Genomic DNA, 19,345 nt, shown 5'->3' with positions numbered 1-19,345 from the left:
GGACCCGCGCCCTGGTGCGGGCCCGCTCGCGGCGCTACGCGCAGGCGGGCGGCTGCGGCGCGAGCCATGCGTCGAACGGCGCCTGCTCGCCGATATTGAACAGTTCGAGCAGCAGCGCGCGCAGCCAGCGATGGCCGGGGTCCGCGTCGAAGCGGCGATGCCAGTACGCGTTGACGGCCCACTCGCCGGCGCCGGCGACTTCGTACAGCACGCACGGCTGGCGCGCCGCGAACGTGATCGCGATCGTCTCCGGCAGGATCAGCGCGTAGTCGCCGCCTTGCAGTAATGCCGGCACCACCATGAAATCGGGCAGCGCCGCGCGCACGCGCGGCATCAGTTCGTGCCGTTCGAGCAATTGCATCGATTGCGGATGCGACGTGATCGCGACGAAGCGCAGCGCGTCGGGCGCCGCGCCGTCGAGCACGAAATCGTCCGGCAGGCCGACGCGCCGGGCGGTGCGGCGCGGCATCAGCAGCACGCAGCGCTCGTGCAGCAGCGCGGTGCGCTGGAAATGGCTCGACGCATCGGCGAAATGCCCGAGCGCGAAGTCGATGCGCCCCGATTCGAGCGCGACGTTGAGCTGGCATTCGTCGACGTGCAGCGTCTCGATCACGGCGCCCGGCGCGCGCCGGTCGAACGCGGCGAGCAGCGTCGGCAGGAACGCGCTCGCCGCGAAATCGCTCATGTGCAGGCGGAACACGCGCTGCGTGCTGTCGGGCGCGAAGCGCGAGCCTTCGTCGAGCACGTCCTGCAGGATCGCGAGCGCCTTGTCGACCGAGATCGCGAGCCGTTGCGCGCGCGGGGTCGGCTCGACGCCGGTGCCGGTGCGCACGAACAGCGCGTCGCGGAACATCAGCCGCAGCCGGCCGAGCGCGTGGCTGACGGACGGCTGCGTGACGCCGAGCCGCAGCGCCGCGCGGCCGACGTTCCGCTCTTCATACACCGCGCGAAACGTCTTCAACAGGTTGAGATCGAGATCCTGCACGCGCAGGCCGTCGGGCGAGTCGCCGTCGTGCGGCGCGGCTGCGGGGCGGGCGGGGGCCGTCGCGCGGCCGGGAGTGGAGAGCGTCAACGTGTCTGCCTCGCGGTGACGGAAGGCGCGTGGCCGTAACGCCGCGCATATGCCTTCGCGAAATGGCCGAAGCCATGGATGCCGTGCGCGATCAGCACGTCGGTCACGCTGCGCGCGTCGCCGCGTTGCAGCGCCGCGTGCACGGCGGCGAGCCGGCGCTCGCGTACGTACGCGGCCGGCGTGGTGTGCAGGAACGCGCGGAACGCATGCTGCAGCGTGCGCGGCGCGACGCCCGCGACGGCCGCCAGCACGGCGAGCGCGAGCGGTTCGCCGAGGTGCGCATCGACGTGATCGCACGCGCGCCGCACGTGCGCGGGCAGCGGTGGCGTGCCGCGCAGCAGCGCGTCGCTGTACGCGTGCGGCAGGTGCGTGAGCAGCAGCGACATCAGCCACGCGGTGAGGTCGGCGCCGAACACCGGCGACGCCGTGCCGATGCGCGGCTGCGCGCCGAGCCGACACAGGTATTCGAAGGTCGACAGCACGAGCGCGGCGCCCGCGCCCGCGCCGCTCGTCGCGAGGTCGAATTGCAGCGGCCGCGTGAGCGGCGCACGCAGCATGTCCTGCAACTTGCGTTCGAGCGCGCCGCGTTCGAGCCGCAGCACGAGATTGCGGCAATCGCGGCTCGTGCGCAGGCGGCTCGCGAGCGCGGGCGACGACACGGTCAGCGCGCCGGGGCCGGCGCGCGCGACGACGCTGCCGGCTTGCAGTTCGCACGTGCCCGCGAGCGTCAGCCGGAACAGGAAGTGATCGGCATCGTCGCCGAAATCGATGCGCGTTTCACGGCCGTAGCAGAGTTCGAGCAGCGCGCCGTGATGCAGCGGCACCTCGTACAGCTCCGCATGAAACGGATCGCGGCCGGACGCGGCCATCCGGTGCGGCCCGAGACGATGCGCGACCGCGCGTTCGACTTCGTCGGGCGCCTGCAGCGTGCCGAGCCGGTTCGGCGCATGGCGGGAAAGGGCGATGTCCATTCCTAGACCTCGTAGCGAAGGCGGGCGTGCAGCGTCGTGCACGGCGCCGCGATTGCGTTGCGCGAACGGGCGCGTCGTTGCGCGTTTTGAAGCGACGCGGCGCGGGCGGCCGCGTAGTCTCGGAGAGACTCGATCACCGGGAGAAAACGATGAAGGTATGTGTTCTGGGCGGCGGCCACGGCTGCCATGCGGCGGCCATCGACCTGCTCGAAAAAGGCCACGACGTGACGTGGTGGCGGCGCGACCGTGCGCGGCATGCGCGGCTGCGCGAGCTCGGCGTGCTGAACGTCACCGACTATCGCGGCAAGCGCACGGTGCCGCTCGGCGATGCGCCCGGCGCGATTCGCCTGACCGACGATCTCGCCGCCGCGCTGAGCGGCGCGCGGCTCGTCGTGGTGCCGCTGCCGGCCACGTCGCACGACGCGCTCGCCGCGCAGGTCGCGTCGCTGCTGGAGGACGGCCAGGTCGTGTTTTTGCCGCCCGGCACGTTCGGCAGCGTCGTGTTCGCCCGCGTGGCGGCTGATGCCGGCAATCGTGCGCGCGTCGCGTTCGCCGAAACGGGCACGCTGCCGTACCTCGTGCGCAAGCATGGCGGCAACGACGTCGTGATCAGCGCGTACGCGACGCGCCTGCCGACCGGCGTGTGGCCGGCGAACGCGGCCGGCTGGGCGTTCGACGTGCTGCGTGCGGGCTATCCGTCGGTCGAGCCGGTCGAGGATGCGTTGTCCGGCGCGCTGATGAACGCGGGCCCGGTGATCCATCCGCCGCTGATCCTGATGAACGCCGGGCCGCTCGAACACTTCGACGCGTGGGACATCCACAACGAAGGCACGCAGCCGTCGATCCGCCGCGTGACGAACGCGCTCGACGCCGAACGTATCGCGGTGCGCGAAGCGCTCGGCTACCGCGCGCCGCATTTTCCGCTCGCCGATCACTACGCGACCGACGGCGACGAGTGGATGTACGGGCGCGGCGCGCACGGCAAGCTGACCGATAGCGGCGACTGGCGCGAGAAGATCGATCTGCGCACGCATCGCTACATGCTCGAGGACACCCGGCTCGGGCTGTCGTTGATCGTGTCGTGCGGGCGTTGGGCCGGCGTGCCGACGCCCGTCGCGCAGGGGCTGCTGAGCATCGCGAGCGCGGTGGCGGTGCGGGACCTGTACGCGGAAGGCCGCACGCTGGAACGGCTCGGGCTCGCGGCGCTGTCACGCGCCGCGCTGCGCGTGCTGCTCCGCGCGGGGTACACGGCATGAAGGCGGCCGCGGAAGTGACGCGCATCCACGTGCTCGGCGCGGGGCGCATGGGGCAGGGCATCGCGCTCGTGTTCGCGTTCGCGGGCCTCGACGTGACGCTGATCGACTTCAAGCCGCGCGATGCGGCCGGCCGTCTCGCGTTCGACGACCGCACGCGCGACGAGATCGCCCGGCCGCTGCATGCGCAGGTCGCGCTGGGCCGCATCGATGCCGAACAGGCGGATGCCGTCGTCGCGCGCATCGCGATCGTCGCGCGGGATGGCGCGGCCGACGCGGTGCGCGATGCCGATATCGTGTTCGAAGCGCTGCCCGAAGTGCTCGATGCCAAGGCGGACGCGCTGCGCTGGCTCGGCGAACACGTCGATGCGCACGCAACGATCGCGTCCACCACGTCGACGTTCGTCGTCACCGAACTGCAGCGCTACGTCGCGCGCCCGGCGCGGATGCTGAACGCACACTGGCTCAATCCCGCGCTGCTGATGCCGCTCGTCGAGGTCAGCCGCAGCGAGGTAACGGATCGGTCCGTCGTCGACGCGCTCGCGGCGCTGCTCGAACGCGTGGGCAAGAAGCCGGTGATCTGCGGGCCGGCGCCCGGCTATATCGTGCCGCGCATCCAGGCGCTCGCGATGAACGAGGCCGCACGGATGGTCGAGGAAGGCGTCGCGAGCGCGGAGGATATCGACACGGCGATCCGCACCGGCTTCGGCCCGCGCTTCGCGGTGCTCGGGCTGCTCGAATTCATCGACTGGGGCGGCTGCGACATCCTGTATTACGCGTCGACGTATCTGGCCGGCGAGATCGGGCCGCGCTTCGCGCCGGCCGCGAGCGTCGTGCGCAACATGGAAGCCGGCCGCGACGGCGTGCGCACGGGAGTCGGCTTCCACGACTACGCGAACGTGGATGTGCCCGCGTACATGCGCCGGCGGCTCGGCGAATTCGCGCGGCTGCTCGACCATCTCGGGCTCGCGCCGACGTTCGACAGCGCGCGGCGCGGCCGGGACACGTAGCCTCGACGTTGCGGCTGCGTGCGCTTGCGGCGCCGCGCCAGCGCGCACGTGGCGCCGTGAACCGGTGCGCCAGTCGTTTACCGGCAACGCGGATGCGGCGGCCGGCGCGGGCCGCGCGCTCATGCCGCGTCGCCGCGCGTGCCGGCCGCCGGTACGGCACGCGTCTCGCGCATCACGCACAGCGTCGCGACGGTCACGAGGCCGAGCGCGACGAGGAACAGCGATACGGGCCACGACGCGTGATAGCGCGCGAGCAGCGCGGTCGCGATCAGCGGCGACATGCCGCCCGCGAAGATCGACGCGACTTCGTGGCCGAGCGCGACGCCGGAGTAACGCACTTCGGTGCTGAACAGCTCGCCGACGAGCGCCGGCAGCGTGCCGATCATCGCACCGTGGCTCACCGCCGTGCCGACCGTCAGCGCGAGCCACACGAGCGGCGTCACGCGCGTATCGAGCAGCCAGAAGAACGGAAACGCGCACGCGATCAGGCTCAGCGCGCCGATCAGGTACACGGGCTTGCGGCCGATCCGGTCGGACAGGCGACCCCACGCGAGCATTGCGCCCATCTCGACGATCATCGCGATCATCACGCCGGTCAGCATCGTGCCGTTCGGAATCCCGACGTACTTGCCGTAGACGAGCGAGAACGCGAGGAAGATGTACGCACCGCCGTTCTCGGCCACGCGCAGCCCCATCGCGAGCAGGATTTCCTTCGGATGGCGACGGATGCACTCGACGATCGGCAAGTGCGTGCGCGCACCGCGCTTGCCGGCCTGCTCGAAGTCGCGGCTTTCCGGCAGATGGCGGCGGATATAGATGCCGATCGCGAAGATCGCGATGCTCGCGAGGAACGGCAGCCGCCAGCCCCACGTGCGGAACATGTCGTCCGGCAGCGCCTGCGCGGCGAGAAACGCGGCCGACGACAGCACGAAGCCGCCGCCCACGCCGAGCTGGCTCCACGCCGCGTAATAGCCGCGCTGCTCGGGCGGCGCGTTCTCGCTGATCATCAGCACGCCGCCGCCCCATTCGCCGCCGGACGCGATGCCCTGCAGCAGCCGCAGCACGACGAGCGCGGCCGGCGCCCACAGCCCGACCTGCGCGTAGGTCGGCAGCAGGCCGATCGCGAAGGTCGATGCGCCCATGATCAGCAGCGTCCACACGAGCGACGCCTTGCGTCCGTAGCGATCGCCGACGTGGCCGAACACGATTCCGCCGAGCGGCCGCGCGACGAAACCGAGCGCGAATGCCGCGAACGCGGCGAGGCTGCCGGCCAGCGGCGATGCGCCGGGCGGAAAGAACACGTGGCCGAACACCAGCGCTGCGGCCGTGCCGTAGACGAAAAAGTCATACCATTCCATCGCGTTGCCGGCGACGGAGGCGATGACGATCCGGCGCAGTTGCCGGTCGGCGAGCGGCCGGGCGGCGCTCGGGGATTGCACAGTGTCGGTCGGGTACATGGCGGACTCTGAAGGGGAGGCGGGCGCGTGCCGTCTTTTGCAGCACTGCGGGCTAGTGTTGTCGGCCCCGCCGGCCCCGGTCAAATCCGCAGAAAAAGGGGAGTGTCATCACTCCGGTTGATGATGGTCGCCGCGCGCGTTGCTGCGTGCCACGCGCGCGGCGGGGCCCTCACCGCTCGATCTGCCGATTCCACCGCGTATCCCACTGCGCACGGCGTGCGTTGATCGCGGTCCAGTCGACCACCGTCACCTTCCGCACCAGATCGTCGACGTTGCCGAGGCTTTGCTGCATCGTGACAGGCATCTTCGCGAGACGGTTGGTCGGAATCTGCTTGCCGGCCTCGGCCGCCTTCGTCTGCGCGGGCGCGGACAGCAAAAACTGCGCGAGCTTCTGCGCGAGTTGCGGATCGGGATTGTTCGCGACCACGCACAGGTCGACGAGCAGCAGCACCGGGCCTTCCTTCGGATTCGCATACGCAACGGGGATGCCCTTGTCCTGCAGGTCGCCGACGCCGGTCGGCGTCAGCGGGAACAGGCCGGCTTCGCCCGTCTGCACCATCTCCGAGATCTTCGCCGAGTTCGGGATGTACTCGACGACGTTCGGCCCGACCGTGCTCGCCCACTTGCTGAAGCCCGGCTCGACGTTCTGTTCGTTGCCGCCGAGCAGCCGGTTGATCGCGAGGAAGCCGTGCAGCCCGAACGTACTGCTCGACGCCGACTGGAACACGACCTTGCCCTTGTATTTCGGATCGGCGAAATCCATCCACGACGTCGGCGGCGCCCAGCCTTTCTCGGTGAACAGCTTCTTGTTGTACGCGATGCCGGTCATCCCGAGCTGCACGCCCGCGCCGACGTCGTCCTTCATCCGCGCGAACGGGTACAACTCCTTCAATACCGGCGAATCGTCGAGTTTCTGGCATACGCCGAGGCTCACCGCGCGCGCCATCACGCCGTCGTCGAGGAACGCGACGTGGATCTGCGGCTTGTTGCGGTTCGCGAGCAGCTTCGCGAGCACGTCCGACGACGTGCCGGGCACGATCACCACCTTCACGTTGTTGGCCTTCTCGAAGTCGGGGAGCACCTGGCTCGTATAGGCCTTTTCCATCGGCCCGCCGTTCATGCCGACGTAGATCGTCTTCGTTTGCGCGCACGCGGGCGCGCCGGCGCCTGCGATGCAAAGGGCGGCGGCCGCCGCGATCGTGCCGAGCAGTTTCATTTTTGGATCTCCTCTTGACGGAAAGGGGCGGTCGGCGCGGCTTGCGGGAAGAAGCGGCCGATCGAGAATGCATCGAGTGGCGTGACGGTTTCGCCGGTGGTGACGAGATCGGCGAGTACCTCGCCGACACCCGGCGCGAGCAGGAAGCCGCCGCCTGAAAAGCCGAATGCATGCAGCAGGCGCGGCGTCGTGCGGCTCGCGCCGATGATCGGGTTGTGGTCGGGCGTGCAGCCTTCGACGCCGCTCCACGTGCGGATCAGCAGCGCGTCGCGCAGCGCGGGCAGCAGCGCGCACGCGTCGCGCATCACCGCGCGCGTCGTATCGACCGACGGCTGGCCGAATTCGCCGTCGCCGCGGCCGCGGCCGCCGCCGATCACGCAGTTGCCGCGCGCGACCTGGCGCGCGTACACGCCGCCGCCGTACACGCCGAGGTTGTGCGCGATGAACGGCGGCAGCGGTTCGGTCACCCACATGTTCGGGTAGATCGGCTCCATCGGAACGGCTTCGCCGAAGCGCTCGGCGATCGTGTTCGCCCATGCGCCGGCCGAATTGACCAGCCATGTCGCCGTGTGCGCGCGGCCGCCGGCCTGCACGTGAAAGCGCGTGCCGTCGTGGTGAACCTCGTCGACCGGGGTGTGCTCGAACACGTCCGCGCCCGCCGCGCGAGCCGCGCGCGCGAACGCGGGCGACACGAGGCGCGGGTTCGCATGGCCGTCGCTCTCGCACAGCGAGCCGCCGAGCGCCGCGCGGCCGAGCCACGGGTAGCGGCGGCGGAACGCGTCGCCGCGCATCACCTGCAGCGGCAAGCCGTGTTCGCCGGCGAGCGCGGCGTACGCGTCGAGCGCGTCGAGATCGGCGTCGCTGCGCGCAAGCCGCAAGTGGCCGGACACGACGAATTCGCCGTCGATGCCGATCAGTTCGGGCAGGCGATCCCAGATACGCCGCGCGCGCAGCGCGAGCGGCAATTGCTCGGCCGGGCGGCCCTGGCAGCGCACGCCACCGTAGTTCACGCCGCTCGCCTGCGCACCGCAGTCGCGCCGCTCGAACAGCCCGACGCGCAAGCCGCGTCGCGTGAGCGCGAGTGCGGCCGACGCGCCGACGAGGCCGCCGCCGACGATCGCGACGTCGTAATGTCGACGCTCACTCATCGCGCGCCTCGTCTGGAATCGCCGCGACGTCGTCGCCCGCGAGCGCGGCCGAGATCGGGAACGGCTTCACCGGCGGTTGCGCACGCAACCGGCCGACGTCGGCGAGCGGAAGGCCGGTTTCGGCGGCCAGCACGAGCGCGGCCGCGTCGCCGCACATGCGGCCCTGGCAGCGACCCATGCCGACGCGCGTCAGCGCTTTCAGCCGGTTCATTTCGGTCGCTGCGCCCGCGCGAATGCAGCGGCGCAGCGTGCCAGCGTCGACTTCCTCGCAGCGGCACACGATCGTGTCGTCGGGGCAGCGCGCGGCTTGGTCGGCCGGCGGCGCGAATGCCGCTTCGAGGCCCACGCGGAACGAGCCGATGCGTGCGAGCGTGCGGTCGAGCGCCGCCGTGTCGGGTTTGCCGGACGGCGAGCGAGAGGCGATGCCGGCATCGTCGAGCAACGCGAGCGCCGCACGTCGGCCCGACGCTTCGGCCGCGTCGGCGCCCGCGATGCCCGCGCCGTCGCCGGCGACGTAGATACCGCGCACCGACGTGCGCCCGGCCGCGTCGCGCTCCGGCAGCCATGCGCGATTGAGCGGGTCGAAGCCGAATCGGCAGCCGGCCAGATCGGCGAGCTGCGTTTCGGAACGCAGGCCGAAGCCGAGGCCGAGCGCATCGCAGTCGAGCACGCGCGGCGACGCGGTGCGCTCGTCGTCGCCGGCGGCGCGCCATGCGAGCCCTGTCACGTATCGGGCGCCGAGCACGCGCTCGAGCGTGACGCCCGTTTCGATCGCGACGCCGTGCGCGCGCAGCCAGCCGAGGGTGTAGAGCCCCTTCGCGAAGATCGACGGCATGCGCAGCAGCGCGGGCGCGGCGGCGGCCTGGCGGCGCAGCGGGCTCGTATCGAGCACGGCCGCGACCTGCGCGCCGGCCTTCGCATACTGGTAAGCGACGAGGTAAAGCAGCGGCCCCGTGCCCGCGAAAACGATGCGCCGGCCGATCGCGCAGCCCTGCGCCTTCAGCGCGACCTGTGCGCCGCCGAGCGTATAGACGCCCGCGAGCGTCCAGCCCGGCACGGGCAGCACGCGGTCGGTGGCGCCGCTCGCGACGATCAGGTGCGCGTACGGCACCGTCACTTCACGGCCGTCCTGCAGCGTGTCGACGCGGCCCGCGCCGCATGACCACGCCAGCGTGTTCGGCCGGTAGTCGACGTGCGGCAGCAGCGCGGCCATCGTCCGGTGCAGCGCGTCGGCCTTCGCGGCCTCGAAGCCGTATAGCGTGCGCTTGTCGCGCGCGAACGCGGCGCCGGCCGGCGGTTGACGATAGATCTGTCCGCCCCAGCGCGCGTTCTCGTCGATCACGACCGGGCGCAGTCCCGCGTCGACCAGTGCCTCGGCCGCGCGCACGCCGGCCGGCCCCGCGCCAACGATCACCGGCTGCAGCGCGGCGTTCATGCTGCGTCTCCGGCTGCGATCGGCCGGGCGATCGTGAGAATCCGCATGCCTTCGACGATCGGCGTCGAGCATGCGCGCACGCGCGCGCCGGCTTCGGTGCGCACCCAGCAGTCCTGGCACGCGCCGATCAGGCAGAAGCCCGCGCGCGGCTGCCCGCTGAATTCGCTGATGCGCACGCGACGCTGCGCGACCAGAATCGCGGTGAGCACGGTGTCGCCGGCGAGCGCCTGCGCAGGGCGGCCGTCGAGCGTGAACGCGACGGCCGCGCGCTCGCGTTCGGCGACGCGCACGAACTGCGCGCCGTCGTCCGCGATGTCGTTGGTACGGGAAACGGGAGTCGTCATCAATGTTGGCCGATCAGGATGCGGTTCAGGCCGTACACGCGATCGAGCAGCAGCATCGCGCCGGCGGTGATGAAGATGACGAGCGCCGACACCGACGCCATCATCGGGTCGATCGATTCGGTCGCGTACATGTACATGCGCACGGGCAGCGTGACCGTCTGCGGCGACGTGACGAAGATCGACATCGTCAACTCGTCGAAGCTGTTGATGAACGCGAGCAGCCAGCCGCCTGTGATGCCGGGCACGATCATCGGCAGCGTGATGCGGCGGAAGGTCGTCCACGGGTCCGCGCCGAGCGAGCATGCGGCCTGCTCGATGCTGCGGTCGAGGCCCGCGACGGACGCGAGCACGAGCCGCATCACGAACGGCGTGATGACGATCATGTGCGCGAGCACGAGCCATGCGAACGAGCCGGTCGCGCCGATCAGCGCGAAAAAGCGCAGCAGTGCGATGCCGAGCACGAGGCCGGGAATCACGAGCGGCGACAGCAGCAGCCCGTTCAGGAACGCGCGGCCCGGAAACGTCGCGCGGCCGATCGCGAGGCCGGCCGGCAACGCGATCGCGAGCGACAGCGTCGCCGACGCGAACGCGAGCTTCACGCTGTTGAGGAACGCGGTGACGAAGTCGGGATAGTCGAGGATCGCGCGGAACCAGCGCAGCGACACGCCGCGGGTCGGCAGCGTCAGCGTTTCGTCGGGCGTGAACGCGACGAGCACGACGATCACGAGCGGCGCGAGCACGAACAGGATCACGAGCGTGTGGAACGCCAGCGCAAAGGGGCCGTTCTTTCTCATCGGGAGGTGCCTCCGAGGCTGCGCGCGTAGCGGCGTTCGAGCACGCGGTAGTAGGTGAGCATCACGACGAGGTTCGCCGCGAGCAGCAGCACCGCGATCGTCGCGCCGAGCGGCCAGTTCAGCGAGCCGAGGAATTCGTCGTAGACGGCCGTGGCCGCGACCTTCAGGCGGCGCCCGCCGAGCAGGCCCGGAATCGCGAACGCGCTCGCCGACAGCCCGAACACCATCAGGCTGCCCGACAGCACGCCGGGCATCAGTTGCGGCACGACGATGCGGCGCAGCGTCGTGAACGGCGACGCGCCGAGCGACAGCGCCGCGTGCTCGGTCTGCGGATCGAGCCGTTGCAGCGCGGTCCACACCGGGATCACCATGAACGGCAGCATCACGTGCACCAGCGCGATCACGATCGCGAAGGTCGTGTATTCGAGCTTGTACGGCCCGAGGCCGACGAGCGCGAGCGCCTGGTTCACGAGCCCGCTCGTGTTCAGCAGCATGCTCCAGCCGAACGCGCGCACGACCACCGACACGAGCAGCGGCGCGAGGATCGCGAGCAGGAACAGCGAGCGCCACGGGTCGCGCATTTTCGACAGCACGTACGCTTCGGGCGTGCCGATCGCGACGCAGATCGCGGTGGTCAGCGCGGCAATGCCGAATGTGCGCGCGAAGATCGTGTGGAAGTACGACGAGCCGAGCACTTCCGCGTAGTTGCCGAACTGGAACGCGGCGATCGGGCCGGTGGCCGGGTCGAAGCGGTAGAACGTCAGCACGAACGTCATCGCGAGCGGCACGAGCACGAGCGCGGCGAACAGCGCGAATGCAGGTGCGCACATCAGCCACAGCGGCGCATGCGCGCGCCAGCGCGCGCGCGGCGCGCCGCCGCCGACGGCACGGGGCGTCACCGCGTCCGCCGCGGTCGTGGCGGCCACGGTCGCGCCCGATTGCGCGAGCCCGGCCGGTGCGCCTTCGGTCGAGAGCGGGCGGGAAGGCTGTCGCATTCAGGCCTCCCGGCGCATCACGCGCACCGCGTCGCTGTGCCAGTCGATGCCGACCGGCGCGCCTTCCGCGAGCGGCTCCGCGCCTTCGTTCTGGCAGCACACGAGCACCTCGCCGAGCGCGCTGTCGACGCGGTACAGCCACTGGCTGCCGAGGAAGAAGCGGCTCGTGACGGTCGCCGCGAAGCGGCCGGCCTCGGGCGCGCACAGCCGCAGCTTTTCGGGGCGGATGCAGACCGATACCGCGTCGCCCACGCGCATGTCGCGCTCGCGCGGCGGTAGATGCGCGGTGTGGCCCGTCTCGGCGAGATCGTGCCCGAGGTCGATGCGGATCGCGTCGCCGTCGTGCGCGACGACCGTGCCGGGCAGCAGGTTCGCCTTGCCGATGAATTGCGACACGAAGTGATTTTCGGGGCGCTCGTATGTGCGATACGGCGTATCGGTCTGCGTGATGCGGCCGGCTTCCATCACGACCACGCGGTCGCTGATCGACAGTGCTTCCGACTGATCGTGCGTGACCATGATCGTCGTCGTGCCGATCTTGCGCTGGATCGCGCGCAGCTCGAACTGCATGTCCTCGCGCAGCTTCGCGTCGAGATTCGACATCGGCTCGTCGAGCAGCAGCACGGGCGGCTCGATCACGACCGCGCGCGCGATCGCCACGCGCTGCCGCTGGCCGCCGGACAATTCGCGCGGAAAGCGGTGTGCGAGCGCGTCGAGCCGCACGAGCGCCAGCGCCGCGCGAATGCGCTCCGCGCGCTCGGCCTTGTCGACGCCGCGCATGTCGAGGCCGAAGCCGACGTTCTCCGCGACGCTCATGTGTGGAAACAGCGCATAGCTCTGGAACACGATGCCGAGCCCGCGGCGGTTCGGCTTCAGGTGCGTGATGTCCTGCCCGTCGAGCGCGATGCGGCCGCGCGTGACGTCGACGAAGCCGGCGATCATCTGCAGCGTGGTGGTCTTGCCGCAGCCGGACGGCCCGAGCAGCGACACGAATTCGCCTTGCTCGACCGACAGGTTGACGTCCGCGACGGCGGTGAGCTCGCCGAAGGTTTTCGTCAGATCCGTAAGCGTGAGAAACGACATGGAGAGCTCCGGGTTCGCACACCGCATGGCCGGTGCGCCGATGACGCGGACTCTAGCCAGCCATATTTCGGCGCGTCAATTTCGAATTCTGCTGAACGGGAGGAATTTCGGAAAAATTCCATTGAACGGAACGAATCGGAAAATCGCCGGCGAATCGTTCCGTTGTATGACGGGCGGCCGATCCGTGAAATGCCCGCGTCAATCCCGTGCACACCCGGATGCCCGCGGATTTTCGGCCGGACGACAATGGCGGCTACCGTATTCCATTCACCGAAATCGTCGAGGAGAGCCGACATGCAGGAACCTCGTTCGCGCGGAACGTCGCCGTCCGCCCGCGCGCCGCGCCCGGACGAGCACGCCGCCGATGCGGCAGATCCCGTCGATTCAGCCGGTGCGCCCGGCACCGGCATGCTGCAGCGTGCGTTCGCGATCCTGCGCGCGCTGGCCGGCATGCAGCAGGACGGCGTGCGCGTCACGCATCTGGCGAAGGCCGTCGGCCTGACGCAGGGCACCGCGCACCGCATCCTGCAATCGTTGATCGCCGAAGGGATGGTCGAACAGGACGAGCAGTCGAAGCTGTACCGGCTGAGCGTCGACTTTTTCGCGCTCGCCGCGCAGGCCGGCAACCCGAGCAGCATGCGCACGCTGTGCCGTCCCGCGCTGCTGCGGCTGTGCGCGAGCCTCGGCGAAACCATCTTCCTGCTGGTGAAGAGCGGCTTCGACGCCGTGTGTCTCGACCTGTGCGAAGGGCCGTTTCCGATCCGCTCGTTTACCGGCGATATCGGCGGGCGCATCGCGCTCGGCGTCGGGCAGGGCAGCCTTGCGATCCTCGCGTTCCTGCCCGAAGCCGAGCGCGAGGAGGTGATCCGCTTCAACGTGCCGCGCATCCGCGGCTACGGCGTGCTCGACGAGGTGTATCTGCGCACCGAGATCGAACGCGTGCGGCAACTCGGCTACGCGGGTCGCAACAGCGGCGTGCTCGACGGGATGGCCGGTGTTGCGGTACCGATTCTCGATCGCACCGGTTATCCAGTGGGTGCGCTGAGCGTCGGCACGCTCGCGTCGCGGCTCGGCGACGACCGGATGCCGATGGTCGTCGAACTGCTGCGACGTCAGGCCGACGCGATCGGCCCGCGCACCAATCCGTTCGACGCCGCGTTGCGGCGGCCGATGCACGGGCTGTCGGGGAAAACCGTCTAGCGGCGTCGCGCGTGGCCGTTTCATCGGCTTGCTCGGCCCAGGCGCCATGCCGTTCGCCGGTGCGGATCGAACGCCTCGAATGACGTTTTTCGAGGGTTATACGACCTTTGAGCCATCCGCCTCACGTTCCATACTGCACGTGAACGATCAAGCAGGAACCCGCACGCAAGCGCCATCGCGTGTCGCGTAGCCGGCCTGGTCAATCACGACACGAAAAGGAACGGAAGATGCGACTCAAAAATATATCGGCGTTGATCACGGGCGGCACCAGCGGCATCGGTCTGGCCACCGCGAAGCTGTTCATGGCGGAAGGTGCGCGCGTCGCGGTGACGGGGCGCGACGAGGCCGCATTCGAGCGCGTGAAGGCCGAACTCGGCGAGCATGCGCTCGTGCTCAAGGGCGACGTCAGGTCGCTGGACGACATGCGCGCGATTGCCGCCGCGGCCGACGAGACGTTCGGCGGCCTCGATGTCGTGTTCGCCAACGCGGGCTGGGCGTTCCCGTCCGCCGTGAACGACATCGACGACACGCTCTACAACGACATCATGGACGTCAACGTCAAGGGTGTGGTGTTCACGCTTCAAGCAGCGCTGCCGTACCTGCGCGAAGGTTCGTCGGTGGTCCTCAATACCTCGTTCGTCGATCGGACCGGCAAGCACGGCATCTCGTTGACCGCGGCGGCAAAAGCCGCCGTGCGTTCGCTGGCCCGCAGCTGGTCGTACGAATTTCTCGACCGGAAAATCCGTTTCAACGCGATCGCACCCGGCCCGATCGATACGCCGCTGCTCTCCAGGTGGGGCAAACCCGACGAATGGGTACGCGAGCGCAAGGCCGAATTCGCGCATGCGATTCCGGTGGGCCGCATGGGCAAGGCCGACGACATCGCGTACGCGGCGCTCTATCTCGCCAGCGACGAATCCTCGTACGTCGTCGGTACCGAGCTGGTCGTCGATGGCGGTGCGTCGCAGCTTTAAGCCCGCGCTTCGCGCTCGCCGGGCCCGGCATGTCACCCCGGCTCATCCTCATCCCGATTTCACGTCCGCCGCGCCGTTCGCCGCGGCGGTTCTTCGATCCGGCCCGGCGCGGTTGCGCGCGCTCATGGGCCGAAGTTGCAAGGAGCAATCATCTTGACCGACAGTAGCGACAACCATGCGTCCGCCGGGCCGCTCACGCGGGCAGGCCGTTCGCGCCGCGATGTCCTGAAGTTCGGCAGTGCGGCCACCCTCGGCGCCGTGCTGGGCGGCGGCGCGTTGCTCGGGCACGCCACGCCAGCGCCCGCGGGCAGCACAGGGCTGCTCGCCCCGAACGAGCCGCTCGAGATCCTGATCGTCAATTACGACGGCGGCACGCTGCTCGACTTCGCGGGCCCCAGCGAGGTCTTCCACCGGTTGCCGAATACGAACGTGCGCTATGCGAGCCTCGACGGCGGCAGCGTGACGCTCGAATTCGGCGTCGTGTACGGCAAGACCGAACGGCTGGCCGATATCGACAGGACCGACGTGATCCTCGTGCCCGGCGGGTCCAATTTGTCGGTGCCGATGCGGCCGGCGTATCAGGCGCAGATCCGCCGTCTGGCGGAGAGCGCCAAACACGTGACGTCGGTATGCAACGGCTCGCTCGTGCTCGCCGCGACGGGCGTGCTCCAGGGCAAGCGCAGCGCCTGCCATTGGGCATTCGTCAACAAGCTGGCCGAATATGGTGCGATTCCCGTTCGCGATCGCTTCGTCGAAGACGACAACGGCCGCTTCATGAGCGGCGGCGGCGTGACGGCGGGCATCGACTTCGCGCTGCGCGTGGCGGCGAAGCTGCGCGGCCAGCAGGCCGCCGAATACACGCAGCTCGTGATCGAATACGATCCCGATCCGCCGTTCCACGCCGGTCATCCGGGAGAGGCGCGGCCCGAACTCGTCGCGATGGTCGACAAGAAGCTGCCCGGTGCATCAAAGGGGCTCGCACGCATTCCCGGCGTGCGCTGAAACGCTTGCCGGCCACCGCGAGCAGCGTTGCCGCTTTTTCAATTCAAACCCGATTCGGAAATCATTCGATGCTACGGATTCGTCTTTATACTGCCGTGCTTGCAGCGTGCGCGTCCTTTTTTGCACTCGCGGCGCCGGCTGTCGCCGCTGGTGCGCAACGCCTGCCCGAAGCGGCCATCAAGGCCGAAAACGCGCGATGGGCGGACGCCTTTGCGCGAGGGGATTACGACGCGATCGGCCGTCTCTATACCGACGACGGCGCGCTCTTGCCGCCGGGCGGCGACAAGGTCACGGGGCGCCGCGCGATCACCGAGTACTTCACCAACGGGTATGCCGGATCGAAACCCGGCACCGTGTCGTTCGACAACTACGAGTTCTACGGTAACGACCGGGCCGTGACGGAGGTATCGGATGTGGAGGTTCGCAATCATGACGGAGTGCTGAAGATCCGTGCGAAGCAGACGCTCGTGTTCCTGAAGCAGGGCGGCACGTGGAAGCTGCATCGCGACATGTGGAACGCTTACCCGCCCGTCAAGGATTGACGGCGACTATCGACGTCCGGCGAAATGGCGTGTTGGGTACCCACGCACCAATCACCCATTGGCGAGACGTCGACCCGGCCGCGCGCTGAGCGGCAGGCGGCCGATCAGCGCGCGGCGTTCGACCTGCTCTCGCGTCGAACCGCTTGCGGCGGGTGCCCGAGCAGCTTGATGAAGGCTCGGCGCATCCGTTCCGGATCGGTGAATCCCACCGCCAGCGCGATCTGTTCGATCGGTTCGCTGCCGCTCTGCAGGCGCAGCCTTGCCGCTTCTACTCGTAGACGCTCGACCGCCCTCGCGGGCGTTTCCCCGGTTTCACGGCGAAAGGCGCGCCCGAACTGTCGCACGCTCAAGCTCGCCGCATCGGCGAGCCGTTCGACCGGCAATGCTTCGGCCAGATGTTCGCGAGCGAAATTCAGTGCGATACGGATGCGATCCGATTCCGGCTCCATCTGCGACATCGCGGAGAATTGCGACTGCCCGCCGGGCCGCCGATACGGAACGACCAGCAGCCGCGACACCTCGCGCGCGATCTCCGCGCTCATGTCCCGTTCGATCATGCCGAGCGCGAGGTCGATGCCGGACGCGATGCCCGCCGACGTCCAGACGCGGCCGTCGACGACATAGATGCTGTCGCCGTCGACCCGTGTGCGAGGAAAGCGCGACTGCAATTGCGCGGCGTATCGCCAGTGCGTCGCCGCTCTCAATCCGTCCAGCGAACCGGTTTCCGCAAGCAGGAATGCGCCGGTACACACGCTTGCCACTCGCGACGCCCTGGTGGCCAGCTTGCTGGCCGCGACGATATTCTCCGACGTCTGCATCGGCGCGATATCGCCGCCGACGAACACGACGGTGTCGAATGCGCGCCGTCCGATCGGCTTCGTGTCGATCGAAACGCCGGTATTGCCGGGAATCGGGCCACCGAATGGCGAGATGACGTGAAGATCGTATGGCGTGCGGCCGGCGGCCGTGGCCACCTGATTGAAGGCCGATAGCGGCCCGCCAAGATCGAGCGCGTCGTAGCCGCGGCAGACGAAAAATCCAATTCGATGCATGACGAACCAATGAGTCGATAACGCCGGAATGGCGAATTTTACGGGGGAACCCTCGAATCATGTCATTTGGCTTGAAACGAGGGAAAAGCGTCCTTTACGTCTTCATCGATCGACTGTATGGGTTTGCGCCGCGCGGATGCGATGCCGACAAGGAAGCAACGAACAGCGACGATAGGTGAATGCCGGTTGATCTCGCGCAGCGGGCGTCCCGATCCGGGAAAAAGCGCCGGTATTGCAGCGCAGCGAAAGACGGCGACGCCCGCCCGGTCGAGCCTCCGTCACGAACCGAAACCGCCGCCGCGGCCATCATGCGGATGCCGATGGTTGACCGCCGGCGGTCATGCTAGGATTTCCGTCAAACAACTCCGGAGACTGCGATGCCGTTCATCTGCGAAAACGTCGAATGTCGTGCCGTGCTGGCTCGCGGGCAGGTCAGGCACCATCAGGAGGGCGCGGGCTGGTGCTTCTACTGCCCCGACTGCAACACCCGAAACGAGTTGATGAATATTGGCACGGCCAGCGGTCCTGTCGAACTGGTTCAGCCGGAACGGGCGAGCCCGCCGCACAAGGTCGTCGCGACGGCACGGCCGCTGGACGACGGCCGCTACGCGGCGCAGTTGAGCGTCCAGCGGGCGCTCGCCGTGAAGGGCACGTACGCGGCCGAAGAGCACTGGGACGAGCTCGGCGTATTCCGCGACGCGCAGGAAGCCGTCGCGCATGCGAAGTCGTTCGCCACGGACCTGCTGCAGCGCGCCGCGTAATCGGCATTTTTCCGTGAATGAACAAGAGGCGTCGCGCATTCGTGCGCGACGCCTCTTTGCATTTTCCGCCTGCGTTTTTCAATCGCGGATATCGAACGCGAAGGACTGCTGCGCGATCCGTCGAACCATGCCGTCCCGAACCAGGCTCGCGAGAAGGCCATGCGTGGTCACGCAGCCGGCGCCTGTGCCGCGCGGGCCCGCTCGCGGGCCGCGACGAGTTCCCGGATCCGCTCGCGGTCGGCCGGCGTCACCGGCGTGAAGGTCACGAGGCTCAGGTCCGGGCTGCCGGTGACCGAGAACGCCGAATAGTCGAGCGCGATCCGGCCGACTTCCGGATGGCGGATCTCCTTCGTGCCTTCGTCGTGCGTTCGGATATCGTGGTCGCGCCACATCGTGTCGAATTCGGCGCTGGTCGCGCGCATCTCGTCGACGAACGCCTGCACGGCCCGCGTCGCGCCGCTGCGCGCGACGTCCGCACGAAACGCGCCGACCGCGAACCGCGCGACGCGCTCCCAGTTCGGCTGCGCATCGCGCACGCGCGCATCGACGAAGATCAGCCGCAGGATGTTGCGCGCGGCCGGCGGCAGCGTCGCATAGTCGGTCAGCGTCGCGGCCGCGGCGTCGTTCCATGCGACGACGTCCCACGTCGCGGTGCGGATGATCGCGGGGCTCGCGTCGAGCGAATCGAGCACGCGTTGCAGCCGCGGCGTCACGCTGGCCGGTGCGTGATAACGCACCTCGGGCGGATGGCCGACGCCGAGCAGGAACAGGTGTTCGCGTTCGGCGTCGTTGAGCATCAGCGCGCGGGCGAGCCGGTCGAGCACGTCGGCCGACGGCGCGCCGCCGCGCCCCTGTTCGAGCCACGTGTACCACGCGGCGCTCACGTGCGCGCGCTGCGCGACTTCCTCGCGCCGCAGGCCCGGCGTGCGGCGGCGTGTGGGCGGCAGCCCGAGCGCGGCCGGGTCGAGTTTCTCGCGGCGGTCCCGCAGGTACGCGCCGAGCAGGTTGTCGGGGGCGTCAGCCATATCCTGTTAGT

At 69.2% G+C, this 19,345-nt stretch carries 19 protein-coding genes; 7 read left to right on the top strand and 12 right to left on the bottom strand.

Annotated elements, in window-relative coordinates; translation table 11 throughout:
* Positions 1 to 34: 34 nt before the first annotated feature.
* On the bottom strand, positions 35 to 1,072 hold the full coding sequence (locus WS64_RS23915) for a LysR family transcriptional regulator (protein ID WP_060967907.1): 1,038 nt from the start codon (positions 1,070 to 1,072) through the stop codon (positions 35 to 37).
* The gene (locus WS64_RS23910) at positions 1,069 to 2,043 is read right to left on the bottom strand and encodes an AraC family transcriptional regulator (RefSeq protein WP_060967906.1); all 975 of its coding nucleotides are present in this window, start codon (positions 2,041 to 2,043) and stop codon (positions 1,069 to 1,071) included. Before WS64_RS23910 ends, WS64_RS23915 begins: the two co-directional genes overlap by 4 nt.
* Before the next feature lie 149 nt (positions 2,044 to 2,192).
* Here WS64_RS23910 and WS64_RS23905 point away from each other — a divergent pair, with 149 nt between their 5' ends.
* Positions 2,193 to 3,299: an NAD/NADP-dependent octopine/nopaline dehydrogenase family protein gene (locus WS64_RS23905; RefSeq protein WP_060967905.1), complete on the top strand. Its 1,107-nt coding sequence runs from the start codon at positions 2,193 to 2,195 to the stop codon at positions 3,297 to 3,299.
* On the top strand, positions 3,296 to 4,306 hold the full coding sequence (locus tag WS64_RS23900; protein WP_060967904.1) for a 3-hydroxybutyryl-CoA dehydrogenase: 1,011 nt from the start codon (positions 3,296 to 3,298) through the stop codon (positions 4,304 to 4,306). Before WS64_RS23905 ends, WS64_RS23900 begins: the two co-directional genes overlap by 4 nt.
* Positions 4,307 to 4,425: 119 nt before the next feature.
* On the opposite strand, the gene WS64_RS23895 is transcribed toward WS64_RS23900, so the two are convergent.
* The 8 genes from WS64_RS23895 to WS64_RS23860 form a co-directional block, all read right to left on the bottom strand.
* A complete protein-coding gene (locus WS64_RS23895) occupies positions 4,426 to 5,763 on the bottom strand; it encodes an MFS transporter (RefSeq protein ID WP_059580143.1) in 1,338 nt (445 codons plus the stop codon).
* A 169-nt stretch (positions 5,764 to 5,932) separates the two neighbouring features.
* Positions 5,933 to 6,979: an ABC transporter substrate-binding protein gene (locus WS64_RS23890; RefSeq protein WP_060967903.1), complete on the bottom strand. Its 1,047-nt coding sequence runs from the start codon at positions 6,977 to 6,979 to the stop codon at positions 5,933 to 5,935.
* Positions 6,976 to 8,127, bottom strand: a complete 1,152-nt coding sequence (locus WS64_RS23885; RefSeq protein ID WP_060967902.1) for an NAD(P)/FAD-dependent oxidoreductase — start codon at positions 8,125 to 8,127, stop codon at positions 6,976 to 6,978. The genes WS64_RS23890 and WS64_RS23885 overlap by 4 nt, the downstream gene beginning before the upstream one ends.
* Complete coding sequence (locus tag WS64_RS23880) at positions 8,120 to 9,562, bottom strand: FAD/NAD(P)-dependent oxidoreductase (protein WP_060967901.1); 1,443 nt, start codon at positions 9,560 to 9,562, stop codon at positions 8,120 to 8,122. Before WS64_RS23880 ends, WS64_RS23885 begins: the two co-directional genes overlap by 8 nt.
* The gene (locus WS64_RS23875; RefSeq protein WP_060967900.1) at positions 9,559 to 9,906 is read right to left on the bottom strand and encodes a (2Fe-2S)-binding protein; all 348 of its coding nucleotides are present in this window, start codon (positions 9,904 to 9,906) and stop codon (positions 9,559 to 9,561) included. The genes WS64_RS23880 and WS64_RS23875 overlap by 4 nt, the downstream gene beginning before the upstream one ends.
* On the bottom strand, positions 9,906 to 10,700 hold the full coding sequence (locus WS64_RS23870) for an ABC transporter permease (protein ID WP_059580164.1): 795 nt from the start codon (positions 10,698 to 10,700) through the stop codon (positions 9,906 to 9,908). Before WS64_RS23870 ends, WS64_RS23875 begins: the two co-directional genes overlap by 1 nt.
* On the bottom strand, positions 10,697 to 11,695 hold the full coding sequence (locus WS64_RS23865; protein ID WP_060967899.1) for an ABC transporter permease: 999 nt from the start codon (positions 11,693 to 11,695) through the stop codon (positions 10,697 to 10,699). Before WS64_RS23865 ends, WS64_RS23870 begins: the two co-directional genes overlap by 4 nt.
* On the bottom strand, positions 11,696 to 12,778 hold the full coding sequence (locus tag WS64_RS23860) for an ABC transporter ATP-binding protein (RefSeq protein WP_060968569.1): 1,083 nt from the start codon (positions 12,776 to 12,778) through the stop codon (positions 11,696 to 11,698). It abuts the gene before it with no gap.
* A gap of 294 nt (positions 12,779 to 13,072) precedes the next feature.
* Between WS64_RS23860 and WS64_RS23855 the strand changes: the two genes are divergently transcribed.
* From WS64_RS23855 to WS64_RS23840, 4 genes are all read left to right on the top strand, one after another.
* A complete protein-coding gene (locus WS64_RS23855) occupies positions 13,073 to 13,978 on the top strand; it encodes an IclR family transcriptional regulator (protein WP_059640271.1) in 906 nt (301 codons plus the stop codon).
* A 227-nt stretch (positions 13,979 to 14,205) separates the two neighbouring features.
* A complete protein-coding gene (locus WS64_RS23850; protein WP_060967898.1) occupies positions 14,206 to 14,952 on the top strand; it encodes an SDR family oxidoreductase in 747 nt (248 codons plus the stop codon).
* 153 nt (positions 14,953 to 15,105) lie between these two features.
* Positions 15,106 to 15,954 carry a DJ-1/PfpI family protein gene (locus WS64_RS23845; RefSeq protein WP_060967897.1) on the top strand — a complete coding sequence of 283 codons (849 nt, stop codon included), beginning with the start codon at positions 15,106 to 15,108 and terminating at the stop codon, positions 15,952 to 15,954.
* 68 nt (positions 15,955 to 16,022) lie between these two features.
* Positions 16,023 to 16,496 carry a YybH family protein gene (locus WS64_RS23840; RefSeq protein WP_060967896.1) on the top strand — a complete coding sequence of 158 codons (474 nt, stop codon included), beginning with the start codon at positions 16,023 to 16,025 and terminating at the stop codon, positions 16,494 to 16,496.
* Between the two features lie 104 nt (positions 16,497 to 16,600).
* On the opposite strand, the gene WS64_RS23835 is transcribed toward WS64_RS23840, so the two are convergent.
* Entirely contained in the window at positions 16,601 to 17,548 is a 948-nt protein-coding gene (locus WS64_RS23835) for a GlxA family transcriptional regulator (RefSeq protein WP_059640263.1), read from the bottom strand.
* A gap of 377 nt (positions 17,549 to 17,925) precedes the next feature.
* Here WS64_RS23835 and WS64_RS23830 point away from each other — a divergent pair, with 377 nt between their 5' ends.
* Entirely contained in the window at positions 17,926 to 18,309 is a 384-nt protein-coding gene (locus WS64_RS23830) for a hypothetical protein (RefSeq protein ID WP_060967895.1), read from the top strand.
* A gap of 167 nt (positions 18,310 to 18,476) precedes the next feature.
* Here WS64_RS23830 and WS64_RS23825 read toward each other — a convergent pair whose 3' ends face one another.
* Positions 18,477 to 19,334, bottom strand: a complete 858-nt coding sequence (locus WS64_RS23825) for a helix-turn-helix transcriptional regulator (RefSeq protein ID WP_059640261.1) — start codon at positions 19,332 to 19,334, stop codon at positions 18,477 to 18,479.
* Positions 19,335 to 19,345: the final 11 nt, after the last annotated feature.

Source organism: Burkholderia anthina (assembly GCF_001547525.1).
In the GTDB taxonomy this organism is placed as follows: Bacteria; Pseudomonadota; Gammaproteobacteria; order Burkholderiales; family Burkholderiaceae; genus Burkholderia; species Burkholderia semiarida.
This window is presented reverse-complemented; position numbering and strand designations above follow the sequence as displayed.